We start from the raw sequence: 12,547 nt of genomic DNA, 5'->3' as shown, positions 1-12,547 counted from the left end.
GCGTCTTGTCGACCAGCGCCTTGAACTCCGGATCGCCCTTGCGAATGATCAGCCCGTAGGGCTCGGTGCGCAGGCTGTCGTCGATGATGCGCCAGTCCGTAGGGGTGCGGCTGCCGGCGATCAGGCTCGCCAGCAGAATGTCGTCCATCACGAAGGCTTCGCTGCGCCCGGTGGTCAGCGCGAGGAACGATGCGGCGTGGTCGGCGGTCAGGATGTTCTTGGTCTGAAAGTTCTTCTCCTGGGCCCGTGCGCTCAACAGTCCGATCGAAGTCGAGCCCGAGGTCAGCGAGACCGGCCGGCCGCCGAGATCCTCAAAGGTCTTGATCGGCGCGTCCTTCTGCACTACCGCGCGGATGCTCGACACGAAGATCGTGTTGCTGAAGGCGACGACCTTCTGCCGCTCCAGCGTGTTGGTGGCGGGACCGCAGACGATGTCGATGGTGCCGTTCTCGATCAGCGGGATCTGGGTGGAGAGCTGGATCGGCTGCAGCCTGGTCTGCAGCGCCGGCAGCTTCAGCTCGGCCTTCACCGCATCGACGATTCGGCTGCAAAGGTCCATCGCAAAGCCGACCGGCTTCTGGTTGTCGTCGAGATAGGAGAACGGGACCGAGACGTCGCGGTGGCCGAGCCGGATTTCGCCGGCATCGCGGATCTTGGCCAGGGTGCCGCCGGACGATTGGGCCTGTGCCGGGGCGGATGTTGCCGCTGCAAGAAAAGCTAGGAAGATCAATCGCTTGGTGGCTTGATGCATCGGGTGCTCGCGAACGCTGGCGATGTGGATACTATGAGGCAAGATTTTATACACAGGCATTGCATAATCGGAAAACCAATTTTATACAATCGTAGGCAGATCGGATATCTTGGCCGCCGCGGCACAGCGAGAGAGAGCCGGATGGAACCCGCAACCGTCACCAGTCATCGAGGGACCGGACCGCACGGTTCCGCGCCGGACGCCGTGCGCGAGGCATTGCGGGCCGCGATCAGCTCGGGCGAGCTCGCGCCCGGATTGCAGCTGCGTCAGGACGAGCTCGCCGCGCGGTTCGGGACCAGCCGCATCCCGGTGCGCGAGGCGCTGCGCCAGCTCGAGGCCGAGGGTTTTGTGACCTTCCTCCCCAACCGCGGCGCGGTGGTCTCGGATCTCTCGATCGACGAGGTGATCGAGTTGCTCGAGATCCGGATCGCGCTCGAATGCCACGCGCTGCGCCTGGCGATCCCGGCCATGGGCGAGATCGATCTCGAGGCGGCGACGAAAATCCTCCGCGCCTACGATGCCGAGCCCGATCCGGCGCAATGGGGCGCCTTCAACTGGAAATTCCACGCCACGCTCTACGCGCCGTGCAATCGCCCGCGCCTGCTCGGCATGATCGAGGCGAATTACGGCCATGTCGGCCGCTTCACCCGGGCGCTGGTGTCGCAGGCGACCGGCAAGGAGCGACCGCAGCGCGAGCATTACCGGCTGCTCGAATTCTGCCGCGACGGCGAGGTCAAGAAGGCGGTCCGGCTGCTGCGCGACCATATCGAGGAGACGCAGAAGACGCTGCGCTCGGCGCAGCGCCAGGCGTTGCGGGATGCGGGCGAGGGTCGCCCTGCCTGATCGTCGTTCAGACAATGTGAGTGACCGCGGGCCGCGCTACGCGGCCGCAGGAGAGTGCGCGTGAAGACCAATGACGTCGAAATCCTGGTGATCGGTGCGGGAATCGTCGGCATCGCCGCGGCCTATTACCTCGCCGTTCAGCACAAGCGTTTGCGCGTGCTGATTGTCGACGAAGGCCAGCCGATGGCGTTGACCTCGGCGCAGTCCGGCGAGAACTACCGCAACTGGTGGCCGCATCCGACGATGGCCGACTTCACCAACCATTCCACGGATCTGATGGAGGAGATCGCGCGCCGCAGCGACAACCGCATCCACATGACCCGGCGCGGCTATCTTCTGGTCACGCGCGAGGAAAAGCCCGAGGAATTGCTGCAGCAACTCCATGCCGGCTATGGCGCGCAGGCCGAAAAGCTGATCCGCCTGCACGAGGGGGCAAGCCGCGGCTACCTGCCGGCGCATTCGGCGGACTGGCAGAGCGCGCCCGACGGCGTCGACGTTCTGCTCGGTCGCGATCTGATCCAGGCCCATTACCCGAGCTTCGATAAGGACGTCGCGACGGCGCTGCATATCCGCCGCGCGGGCGACATCAGCGGCCAGCAACTCGGCCAGTGCATGCTGGAAACGATGCGGCCACTGGGCGCGCAGTTTCAGCAGGCCAAAGTGCTCGGCATCGCGAAGACCGATCGCTTCGTCGTCGATGTGCTGGCCGATGGCGCGCGGCAGGCCATCAAGGCCGACATCATCGTCAATGCCGCGGGCCCGTTCGCGGCGCATGTCGCGGCGATGCATGGCGAAGAGCTGCCGATCGTCAACGTGCTGCAGCAGAAGATCGCGTTCGCCGACCGCAACCGCGCGGTCGATCGCAAAATGCCGTTCGCGATCGATCTCGACGGCCAGACGCTGGCCTGGTCCGATGACGAGCGCGAGGCACTGGCGGCGGCGCCGGAATTCGCGCGCCTCTTGGCGCCGATGCCGGGCAGCATCCATTGCCGGCCCGACGGCGGCGATCACGGCGAATGGATCAAGCTCGGTTGGGCCTTCAACGCCGAGCAGACCACAGAACCGGTGCGCGAGCCGGAGCTGAACCCTTTTTTTCCCGAAGTCGTGTTGCGCGCCGCGAGCCGGTTGCAGCCACGGCTCGCGCAATATCTCGGCGCCCTGCCGCGCGACCGCGTGCATTACGGCGGCTACTATCCGATGACGAAGGAAAACTGGCCGCTGATCGGTGCCGCGAAGACGCCGGACGTGTTCCTCGCCACCGCGTTGTCGGGTTACGGCACGATGGGCGCCTGCGCCACCGGCGATCTCTGTGCCCGCGCCGTGGTCGGCGCGCCGGCACCCGCGTTCGCCCGCAGCCTCTCGCTGGCGCGCTATGACGACAAGGCGCTGATGGCCGAGCTCGCAGCGAGCGAAAGCCGCGGATTGCTGTAGTTCTCATCTTCGTAGCCCGGATGGAGCGACGAGCAATCCGGGACCCATGCCGCCGCGCGGCGATAACCCCGGATTGCGCTTCGCTCCATCCGGGCTACGCATCTTCAGCGACGCAGCACGGCGATGGTGCGGTTTGGCAAGGCGATCGCGCGCGAGATGTGCGTGTTAGCCGTGACCGCCCTCATTGCCGAAGGCGCCGTGACGGCCGACGCCGGAGGCAAAGCGCGCCGCGCCCGACAGCGTTTCGCCTGAGGCGATCACCTCGAGCCCGCCGCGCATCTCGTTCCTGATCGCCTCTTCCTCGTCGAGGTCCCACTGCCGCAGCGCCGACAGCCGGTCGGCGCGCAGGCAATTCTGCGGGAATTTCGCGATGTCCTTGGCGAGCGCGATGGCGTGCGCGCGGGTCTCGCCCTTCGGCGCCAATCGGTTCGCGAGCCCCATCCGATGCGCTTCAGCGCCGCCGACCGGGCGTCCGGTGAGGATCAGGTCGATCGCCTGCGAATGGCCGATCAGTCGCGGCAGGCGGATGGTGCCGAGATCGATCAGCGGCACGCCGAAGCGGCGGCAGAACACGCCGAAGGTCGCGTCCTCGGCAACGACGCGCATGTCCGCCCACAGCGCGAGCTCCATGCCGCCGGCGACGGCAAAGCCTTCGATCGCGGCGATCGTCGGCTTCGAGAGCCGCAGCCGGCTCGGTCCCATCGGCGCGATCGTGTTGTGGCCGCCGACCTCGCGCTTCTTCTCGGGATCGCCCGCCGCCACCGCCTTCAAATCGGCGCCGGCGCAGAAATAGCCGCCGGTGCCGGTGAACACCGCGACGGATGCGCTCGCGTCCGCATCGAAGGTGAGAAACGCGTCATACAGCTTGCGCGCGGTGGCGCCATCGACGGCGTTGCGGTTGTGCGGACGGTTGATGGAGATGATGGTGACAGGACCGTCGCGCTCGATGAGCACGGTATCGGCATCAGGCATGGGGCGCTCCCTTCGTTTGTTGGTTGGAGCCAACCTAACGGTCTCCGTCAGGCAATGCCATCGCGAACGAAGGCCACGCGGATGGTCGGATCGCCGATCGCCTCATGCGCATCCTCGAAGCGGACGCGGCGGGTGATCACGTGTTCCGGGTGGTAATGGCCTGCCGCAACATGGGCGACGCATTCGGGCAGCTCGGCGCGGACATTGACGCGCGAGACCTTCAGCGTGACACCGATGCCGTACATGTGCCGGAGCGGCACCGGCGTCGTCTCTGCAAAGTCGCCATACATGCGCTGGCAGATGCCGTTGGGTTCGGTTGCGCGAATCGCGAGCAGCATGCTGGCGTCGGTCGCGGCCGCATCGATCACGATCGGGAACAGGCCGGGCGGCTCCATCGAGAGGCCAGCGGGCGCTTCGATCACGTCGGCGCCGAGCGACTTCGCCTTGGCGAGACGCGGCGCGTGGTCGTCGAGATAGACGACGCGGCCCGCACCGCGCGCCACCGCCGCCTGCACCGCGAACAGCGCGAGCGACTGGGCGAAACCGCCGATCACGATCACGTCGGCACCGGGCCGTTGCGCGAGCCAGCGCGCCACCGCGCTGAACCCGTCGGTTGCGCCGTCCGCCAGCCCCGCCGTTTGCGACAGGTCATGGCCTTCCGGTTGGCGGACCAGCATGTGATCGGCAAACGGCACCCGGATCAGGTCGGACAGGCCGCCGCCATATTCCACGCCGCAGACCGGCTTCAACCCGTAGGAGGAGCGGAACGGCACCGTCGTGCAGGCATTGGTGTGGCCACGCCGGCAGCGGTCGCAGGCACCGCAACTGATCTGGAATGGAACGATGACGAGATCGCCGGGCGCGAAATTCCTCACCGCGCCGCCGGTGTCGACGATGCGGCCCGCGGTCTCATGTCCGAGTGCGAACGGACCTGCAAGGCCCGATCGGCCGTGCACGATCGCAAGATCGAGATCGCAGCGCGTCACCGCGAGCGGCTGCACCAGTGCGTCGCGGTCGTCCTGGAGTCTCGGCGCCGGAACGTCCCACCATTCGACCTTGTTGCCGCCGACATAAGTCAATTGCCGCATCGTGAAGCTCTCCGTTTGGTCGGAGAGTGCAGCGCGGTGGACGCCGCGACAAAAGGTTTGTCTTCAACAGGGGTGAATGGGATTCACCCGGCCTCTCCCCCAGTCATCCCCGCGCAACGGCTCTGCCGTTGTCGCTGGAGGAGCGCCACCGGGTCCGCGCGAAGCGCGGCCCGATGACAGGCTCCGCGCGTCTCGAAGGATGCACGGCCACCACCGGGGCCGTCGACCCTTCGAGACGGCCGCGTTGCGGCCTCCTCCAGCGACAAAGGCGAAGCCTTTGCGCGGGGGTGACGGTGAAAGAGCGAACGCGCTGACGGTGCTGCTAGACCTTCAGCTCGCTTCCCGTCACGCGGCGATAGGCCTCAAGGTACCGCTTGCTCGTCGCATCCACCACGCTCCCTGGCAGCGGCGGGGCGGGGGCGTCGCCGTTCCAGCGGCCGGCGCGGCGCTCGACGTCGAGGTAGTCGCGCAGCGGCTGCTTGTCGAAGCTCGGCTGCGGCTGTCCGGGCTTGTAGGCATCGACCGCCCAGAAGCGCGACGAATCCGGCGTCATCACCTCGTCGATCAGGATGATGCGGCCGTCCCTGTCGCGGCCGAACTCGAACTTGGTGTCGGCGATGATGATGCCGCGGGCGCGGCTGGTCTGCTCGCCATGGCTGTAGACGTCGCGCGCCATCTTCTCCAGCGTCGCGGCAACGTCGGCACCGACGATCTCGCGCACCCGCTTAACCGTGATGTTCTCGTCATGGCCGGCCTCGGCCTTGGTCGCCGGGCTGAAGATCGCGGGTTCGAGCTTCTGGCTCTCGACCAGGCTGGCCGGCAGCTTTTCGCCGGCCAGCGTGCCCTCGGCCGCGTATTCCTTCCACGCCGAGCCGGAGATGTAGCCGCGGATCACGCATTCGATCGGGAACACGGTGGTGCGCTTGCACAACATCGCGCGGCCGAGGATGTCGGCGCGATGATCCTTCAGTTCAGGCACCGCGCGGATGATCTCGTCGGCATCGGCGCTGATCATGTGATGCGGCACGGTGCCCTCGAGCTGCCGGAACCACCAGGCGCTGATCTGGGTCAGCACCGCGCCCTTCATCGGAATGGTTTCCGCCATCACCACGTCGAACGCCGAGATCCGGTCGGTGGTCAGCAGCAGCACGCGGTCGTCGCCGACGGCGTAGATATCGCGCACCTTGCCGCGGCCGATCCGGGGCAGGGGCAAATCGCTGGATAGCATCGCGGTCATGGCGTGATCTCTCTAGGTGGCTTTTCAGAATAGGTGGCTTGCAAAGACGAACGCCCGCACACGGCCGTGCGGGCGTTCGAGGTTATCACAGGAAATAACTCACTCCGGCAGCGGAATGAACTCGTGTTCGTGCGGAACCTGCGCGAAACGGCCGGTTTTCCAGTCCTGTTTGGCCTGCTCGATCCGCTCCTTGGATGACGAGACGAAATTCCACCAGATGTGGCGCGGCCCCTCCAGCGCGTCGCCGCCGAGGAACATCATCCGGGTCGGCCGCAGCGTCTTCACGGTGATGCGGTCGCCGGGCCGGAAGATCAGGAGCCGCGGTCCCTCGTGGCGGTCGCCGGCGATCTCGACCTCGCCGTCGACGAGGTAGATCGCGCGCTCCTCATGGTCGGGGTCGAGCGGCACCGATGTGCCGGCCTTCGCGGTCACTTCAGTGTAAAACCACGGCGAGACCATGCTGACCGGCGAGGTGATGCCGAACGCGGAGCCGGCGATGATGCGCGCGGTGAAGTCGCGCTCGGAGATCATCGGCAGGTCGCCCGCGCCATAATGCTGGAACGACGGCGCGATCTCCTCCTTGCCCGCAGGCAGCGCGATCCAGCTTTGCAGGCCCAGCATCTTCTGGCCGTCGCGGCGCTGCACGTCAGGCGTGCGCTCGGAATGCGCGATGCCGCGGCCCGCGGTCATCAGGTTCATCGCGCCGGGCTGGATCTCCTGGATGTTGCCCTCGCTGTCGCGGTGCATGATGCTGCCGTCGAACAGGTAGGTGACGGTGGCGAGCCCGATATGCGGATGCGGCCGCACGTCCATGCCCTTGCCGGCGAGATACTGCACCGGTCCGAAATGGTCGAAGAAGATGAAGGGTCCCACCATCTGGCGCTTGCCGTGCGGCAGCGCGCGGCGCACCGCAAAGCCGTCGCCGAGATCGCGGGTGCGCGGCACGATGATCAGATCCAGCGCGTCGCAGGTCTTGGGATCGCCGAGTTCGGGATCGGTCGAGGGCTGCCAGCTCATGTCGGACTCCTTAACAGTGGTGTGGCGATCATACTCCAATCGTCGTCCCGGCCAAGCGAAGCGCGAGCCGGGACCCATAACCACAGGGCGCGGTGATTGAGCAGGCTGTGGCCATGGCTTCGCCTAACAACAAAGCCTTGTGGTTATGGGTCCCTGCTTTCGCAGGGACGACGACATACTTCTGGCGCGTGCGCGCGCGTGATAACAGCATAATCTTGGAAACCGGAGGTGCCGATGGTTTCTCTGATCAAGCCAGGCGCAAGACTGCTGCGGGTCGACGGTCCCGTGATCGAGACCGCGCGGCTCATCCTGCGGCCGTGGCGTGCATCCGATGTCGCTGAGAACACGAAAATGCTATCCGATCCCGAGACGGCGCGCTTCATCACGCCGGATCATCAGCCGGTCACGTCGGAGCTGAAGGGCTGGCGCAATGCCGCCGTCATCTCGGGCCATTGGGCGCTGCACGGTTTCGGCATGTTCGCGGTCGAGGAGAAGTCTTCCAGCCGCTACATCGGTCGCGTCGGTCCGTATTTTCCGCCGGAATGGCCGGGCTTCGAGGTCGGCTGGGGCATTGCCAAAGAGCACCGCGGCAAAGGCTATGCGGTGGAGGCGGCGCGCGCCGCGATCGATTGGGTATTCGACAACTTCACGGTCGACCGCATCATCCATTGCATTGATCCGGCCAACGCAGCATCCCAGGCCGTGGCGCGGCGGCTCGGTGCCGTGAACGAGGGGCCGGGCAGGCTCGAGGGCGATGAGGTCGATATCTGGGTGACGTCGCGCCAGCGCTGGCAGCGCGAGCCATCTTGAAAAACCATGTCCGACCGACGATTGTTCGGCGATGACATCGGCTGCTTCGGATTGGGCCGCACTTGAACTCTGCCTGCGCAGCGCCAGCGTGGCGCTGCTGCTGGTGCTTGCCGCCTTGCTGCTGACTGATTTTCGCAAGGCGCTTTCCGGGCGCCTTGCGGCCGCTTTCGCGCTCGGCGCGGTCGCGCATGCGGTGACCGCGTCGATCGGTGCCGGGCCGCCGGTCTCCGACTGGCATGCGCCACTGATCGCGCTCTCGACCGGCGATATCGTGGTGTTCTGGCTGTTCACGCGCGCGCTGTTCGATGACGCGTTTGTGCTGCGCTGGTGGCACGGCCTGATCTGGGCCGCGGTCGTGGCCTACAGCTTCGTCAGTTGCATGTGGATTGCACCCGCCGGTCACGCGCGGCTCGCGATCACCATGGTCAATTCGCTCACGCTCGTGTTCGTTGCGCTTGCGGTGGGGCAAACCATCGGATCATGGTCGGCGGATCTGGTCGAGCGCCGCCGCCGTGTCCGTGTCTTCATCGTCGCCGCGTCTGCGCTGTACGGCGGATTCAATGCGCTGCTTCAGATAGCCTATGCCGGCAGCCGTGTGACAGTGGAATGGGCCAACCTGATGAACGCGGCCGTGCTCACCGCCATCGTGGCCGCAATCACCTGGGCGATGATGCGCGTCGACGGCGCCGACCTGTTCACGGTGCCGGCGGAGGCCGTCGTGCTGACGAAGCCGGCTGCAGCCGAGGAGGCGGCTGACCGCAAGCTGGTCGATGCCCTGATGCGGCTGATGGCGGACGAGCGCATCTATCGCCACGACAATGTCACGATCGGAACGCTGGCGACCCGGCTGAAGATCCCCGAGTACCGTTTGCGGCGGCTGATCAACCAGCGGCTCGGCTACCGCAATTTCAACGTCTTCCTCAACAACCACCGGATCGAGGAAGCCAAGGCCGCGCTCGCCGACCCCGCGCAGGCCGAGGTCCCGGTCATCACCATCGCGATGGACGCCGGCTTCCAGTCGCTCGGCCCCTTCAACCGCGCCTTCAAGGCGACGACTGGCGTGACCCCGACGGAGTATCGGCGGCTGAAGGCGGGTGTGGCGTGACCCCGCGTATGTGAGGGACGCACCGTGGTAGGGTTCCCTCCCCCCTTGCGGGGGAGGGTTAGGGAGAGGGGTACCACACGACGCGCTCTTTCAGATTTCCCTCGGCGAGGGGGGAAAGCGATCTGCGATAGCGACGAATCTATCGACCATCTCGCCCGGGGCCTACCCCTCTCCCCAACCCTCCCCCGCAAGGGGGGAGGGAGCCCGACTGGCGTGCTCTCCTCACGAAGCACGCAGCTCGCGATTCTAGCCGTTGTAATCATTATAAAATTCCAGAATCGGCCAGCCGCCGCCAATTCTCGGCCAGCCCGATTTTCGAATCCGGCGAGCGCTATCGCACCCCCTGCGGCCTGATCCTGGCCATGCCCATCGCGCCATGCAGGAGGATCCCGTGACCCGTCGAAAGCTCTTTCTCATTCTCGCCGCCACCACCGCGTTCGGTGCGTTGGCGCTGTCCGCCGCTCGCGCTCGCGATGTGCCCGAGGTCGCGACCGGCTTTGTCGCCAATGTGATCTGCTCGGAGACCTTCGTCAGCGGGCTCGACCCGAGGCGAAACCTGACCGAGACCACGGACGCGATGCCGGGCGCCGGCCTGATCACCTGGGCGATGGACACCGAGGTCGACCTCGATCGCAAGGACGTCACCGTGACGCTGTTCGGGCTCGGCCGCAGCCATGCGGTCTATCGCGAGGGCATGGGCTGCACGCTCGACCATGGCGAGACGCTGGGCGAGATTGCGTTGCCGTCTTTGAGGCCGCAGGCCGCGCTGCTGCCCGAGATCGCCGGCCCCGCGCTCGTCGCGCCGCAAACCCCGCAGCTTGCGGCCGCGGTCGACCGCGCCTTTGCCGAACCGGCGGAGCCGCCGTTCCGCCGCACCCGCGCTGTTGTCGTGATGAAGGACGGCCGCATCGTCGCCGAGCGCTACGCCGACGGCGTCGGCACCGACACGCCGCTGCTCGGTTTCTCCGCGACCAAATCGGTGATCTCGGCGCTGATCGGAATCCTGGTGCGCGACGGCAAGCTGGCGGTCGATCGGCCGGTACCGATCGCGGCCTGGCAGGATCCGAAAGATCCGCGGCACGCGATCACGGTCGATCAGCTGTTGCGCCACACCGCGGGCCTCGCACTCGGCAGTTCGCTGCAGGCGTCGCTGGCATCCGTGCTCGAGCCGGTCAACCGTATGAAGTTCATGGAATCGGATATGGCCGCCTTCGCCGAGAGCGCTCCGCTGGAGAGCGCGCCCGGCCGGGTCTGGAACTATCACGACGGCAACTACCTGATCCTCTCGCATCTGGTCCGGAACGCCGTCGGCGGGCATGCGGCTGATGTGATGCGCTTCGCGCGTGAGGAGCTGTTCGGACCGCTCGGCATGCGCAATGTCGTGATGCAGTTCGATGCGGCGGGCACGCCGGAAGGATCGGGCGCGATGATGGCGAGCGCGCGCGACTGGGCGCGGTTCGGCCAGCTCTACCTCGATGACGGCGTGGCGGGCGGCAAGCGCCTCCTGCCTGAGGGCTGGGTCAAGTATTCCGCATCGCCGACGCCGCACGCCTGGGTCGGCATCGGCGCGGGGTTCTGGACCGATCTCGGCGACAGCTTTGGCGCCAACTACCGGGTCGCGCACGGCTGGCCGCGCGATGCCTTCTTCGCCAAGGGCACGATCGGGCAGTATGTGATTATCGTGCCGTCGCAGCACCTCGTCATCGTCCGGCTCGGCCGCTCGCCGAACATGCCGACCGAGGCGGACGGCGTGTTCGATCTGGTTCGTGACGTCGTCACAGCGACGTCTGCAAGCGCGCGGCTCGCGGGCGGCAATTGACCGGCATGTCACACAACACCCGCGCGAACGTGAATTGAATCTCGGCCTCCGGAATTTTCTGATGCTGTGGCGCATCTCGCGAGGAGGCGCGCCATAGTTTTCTTGAAGCACGCGTCAACCGGAGACCATCATGCCGAAAGCCTACTGGATCGTGCACGTCACGGTTCACGATGAAGCCCGCTATCCCGAATATCTCGCCGCCGCGATCCCGGTGTTCGAGAAGTACGGCGCAATTTCATCGTGCGCAATGGCCCCTATGAGGTGATGGAAGGCGCAGCGCGCCAGCGCAACTTCGTCATCGAATTCAAGGATCGCGCCACCGCGATGGAATGCTACACCTGCCCGGAATATCAGGCCGCGAAGGCGATCCGGCAGAAATATTCCGACGGCGATTTCGTGATCGTTGATGGGGCGGAGTAGGCGAGGAGCTCGTGTTCTCCCAAACTCAGTGTCGTCCCTGCGAACGCAGGGACCCATAACCACAAATGCCGCTTATTGCGTGACGCTGGAACGACGAATCCCATTCACAACATCTGCTGCGGAGTATGGGTCCCTGCTTTCGCAGGGACGACAGTGGTGGGTGTGGCGCGCAGCCTGCGCTGTAGTCGACGAGCGCCGCCGTTACTGCCGTCCCAGCTGCGTCGCCTTCTCGACGCGGTCGAAGCGCTCGAGCGTCAGGATGGCGTCGGCGAGCTGGTCGGCGCGCTTGTCGAGCACCGGGCGGGCCAGCGTCAGAAATTTCTGCTGCATCGCCTTTGCGTCGGGGAACGAGGTCGGCTCGCCGGAGGGATCGGCATAGAGGCGCTCATGGGTGCCGTCATCTGTCGTGATCGAGACGCGGGCGCCGAACGGATGGGTGCGGCCAATCTCGAGCCGGTCGTCCTGCACCACGTCGAACTTGTCGGCGAGCGCGTCGATGGCCGCATCGCCCAGCCGGTCGTAATCGTCCCAGCCGAAATGGCCCTGGTCGAGCGCGATCGCGCCGGTGAAGAACATCGAGAACTGGCCGCCGACCACCGAGGTCGGGTGGCGCTTGGTGGCGGCGTCGCCGGTCAGCGTGATGCCGTTGCGATGCAGGCCGATCTCGACCTTCCTGATCTGGTCGGGCGTCAGATTGTGCTCGCGCCGCATCGCGATCAGCGCGTCGATCGCGGCGTGGGTGTAGCGGCAGCTCGGATACGGCTTCACGCCGATCTTCAGCGTCTCATAGGTGTGGCCCAAGCCCGCCACCGCCTTGTCCGGATGCGCATCGTCGCTATAGCCGACCAGCAGGCCGTGCTTGCCCTCGACCGCCTCGCTCGAGCCGACGAAGTCGTTGCGTGCCAGGGTCGCGGCGATCACGCCGTTCATCGCGGCGGCGCCGACCTGGTAGCGCTTGTTCCAGGCGCCGTTGACCAGGAATTGCAGCGAGCCCGCAGCCTGGCTGCCGGAGACGCCGAACGCGGAGACGATCTGCTCTTTCGACAATCCGAAC

Annotated in this window: 11 protein-coding genes and 1 pseudogene; 6 read left to right on the top strand and 6 right to left on the bottom strand. The window is 66.2% G+C overall.

Annotation, left to right across the window (positions count from 1 at the left end):
* A partial coding sequence (locus tag IF803_RS41380; protein WP_461196042.1) for an amino acid ABC transporter substrate-binding protein occupies positions 1 to 751 on the bottom strand: 751 nt, incomplete at its 3' end.
* 141 nt (positions 752 to 892) lie between these two features.
* Between IF803_RS41380 and IF803_RS41375 the strand changes: the two genes are divergently transcribed.
* A complete protein-coding gene (locus tag IF803_RS41375) occupies positions 893 to 1,594 on the top strand; it encodes a GntR family transcriptional regulator (RefSeq protein ID WP_411782688.1) in 702 nt (233 codons plus the stop codon).
* 60 nt (positions 1,595 to 1,654) lie between these two features.
* A complete protein-coding gene (locus IF803_RS41370; RefSeq protein ID WP_461196041.1) occupies positions 1,655 to 3,025 on the top strand; it encodes an NAD(P)/FAD-dependent oxidoreductase in 1,371 nt (456 codons plus the stop codon).
* Positions 3,026 to 3,190: 165 nt separating this feature from the next.
* Here IF803_RS41370 and IF803_RS41365 read toward each other — a convergent pair whose 3' ends face one another.
* The 4 genes from IF803_RS41365 to IF803_RS41350 all read right to left on the bottom strand — a co-directional run bounded on the left by IF803_RS41365 (position 3,191) and on the right by IF803_RS41350 (position 7,339).
* Positions 3,191 to 3,997, bottom strand: coding sequence for a crotonase/enoyl-CoA hydratase family protein (locus IF803_RS41365; protein ID WP_461196040.1), 807 nt, complete (start codon positions 3,995 to 3,997; stop codon positions 3,191 to 3,193).
* A gap of 47 nt (positions 3,998 to 4,044) precedes the next feature.
* Positions 4,045 to 5,085 carry a zinc-dependent alcohol dehydrogenase gene (locus tag IF803_RS41360; RefSeq protein WP_461196039.1) on the bottom strand — a complete coding sequence of 347 codons (1,041 nt, stop codon included), beginning with the start codon at positions 5,083 to 5,085 and terminating at the stop codon, positions 4,045 to 4,047.
* Between the two features lie 322 nt (positions 5,086 to 5,407).
* On the bottom strand, positions 5,408 to 6,322 hold the full coding sequence (locus IF803_RS41355) for a phosphoribosylaminoimidazolesuccinocarboxamide synthase (RefSeq protein ID WP_461196038.1): 915 nt from the start codon (positions 6,320 to 6,322) through the stop codon (positions 5,408 to 5,410).
* Between the two features lie 99 nt (positions 6,323 to 6,421).
* Positions 6,422 to 7,339, bottom strand: coding sequence for a pirin family protein (locus tag IF803_RS41350; protein WP_028335539.1), 918 nt, complete (start codon positions 7,337 to 7,339; stop codon positions 6,422 to 6,424).
* A gap of 234 nt (positions 7,340 to 7,573) precedes the next feature.
* On the opposite strand from IF803_RS41350, the gene IF803_RS41345 reads away from it, so the two are divergent.
* The 4 genes and pseudogenes from IF803_RS41345 to IF803_RS41330 all read left to right on the top strand — a co-directional run bounded on the left by IF803_RS41345 (position 7,574) and on the right by IF803_RS41330 (position 11,493).
* Positions 7,574 to 8,149, top strand: coding sequence for a GNAT family N-acetyltransferase (locus tag IF803_RS41345; protein WP_461196037.1), 576 nt, complete (start codon positions 7,574 to 7,576; stop codon positions 8,147 to 8,149).
* Positions 8,150 to 8,180: 31 nt separating this feature from the next.
* On the top strand, positions 8,181 to 9,254 hold the full coding sequence (locus IF803_RS41340) for a helix-turn-helix domain-containing protein (protein WP_461196036.1): 1,074 nt from the start codon (positions 8,181 to 8,183) through the stop codon (positions 9,252 to 9,254).
* A gap of 391 nt (positions 9,255 to 9,645) precedes the next feature.
* Positions 9,646 to 11,073 (top strand): serine hydrolase domain-containing protein, encoded by a 1,428-nt coding sequence (locus IF803_RS41335; RefSeq protein WP_461196035.1) that lies wholly within the window; start codon positions 9,646 to 9,648, stop codon positions 11,071 to 11,073.
* A 130-nt stretch (positions 11,074 to 11,203) separates the two neighbouring features.
* Positions 11,204 to 11,493, top strand: a pseudogene (locus tag IF803_RS41330) (DUF1330 domain-containing protein).
* A 201-nt stretch (positions 11,494 to 11,694) separates the two neighbouring features.
* Here the strand turns inward: IF803_RS41330 and IF803_RS41325 are convergent.
* The coding region (locus IF803_RS41325) for an MmgE/PrpD family protein (protein WP_461196034.1) at positions 11,695 to 12,547 on the bottom strand (853 nt) is incomplete at its 5' end.

Source organism: Bradyrhizobium sp. UFLA06-06 (assembly GCF_054820065.1).
Note: the sequence above shows the minus strand (reverse complement) of the source record. Positions and strands in the feature narration are given on the sequence as shown.

Excerpts from the sequence above, each read along its gene's own strand:
- IF803_RS41375 (WP_411782688.1), top strand. The coding sequence starts at position 893 with ATGGAACCCGCAACCGTCACCAGTCATCGAGGGACCGGACCGCACGGT.
- IF803_RS41365 (WP_461196040.1), bottom strand. The coding sequence starts at position 3,997 with ATGCCTGATGCCGATACCGTGCTCATCGAGCGCGACGGTCCTGTCACC.
- IF803_RS41360 (WP_461196039.1), bottom strand. The coding sequence starts at position 5,085 with ATGCGGCAATTGACTTATGTCGGCGGCAACAAGGTCGAATGGTGGGAC.
- IF803_RS41355 (WP_461196038.1), bottom strand. The coding sequence starts at position 6,322 with ATGACCGCGATGCTATCCAGCGATTTGCCCCTGCCCCGGATCGGCCGC.
- IF803_RS41350 (WP_028335539.1), bottom strand. The coding sequence starts at position 7,339 with ATGAGCTGGCAGCCCTCGACCGATCCCGAACTCGGCGATCCCAAGACC.
- IF803_RS41345 (WP_461196037.1), top strand. The coding sequence starts at position 7,574 with ATGGTTTCTCTGATCAAGCCAGGCGCAAGACTGCTGCGGGTCGACGGT.
- IF803_RS41340 (WP_461196036.1), top strand. The coding sequence starts at position 8,181 with ATGACATCGGCTGCTTCGGATTGGGCCGCACTTGAACTCTGCCTGCGC.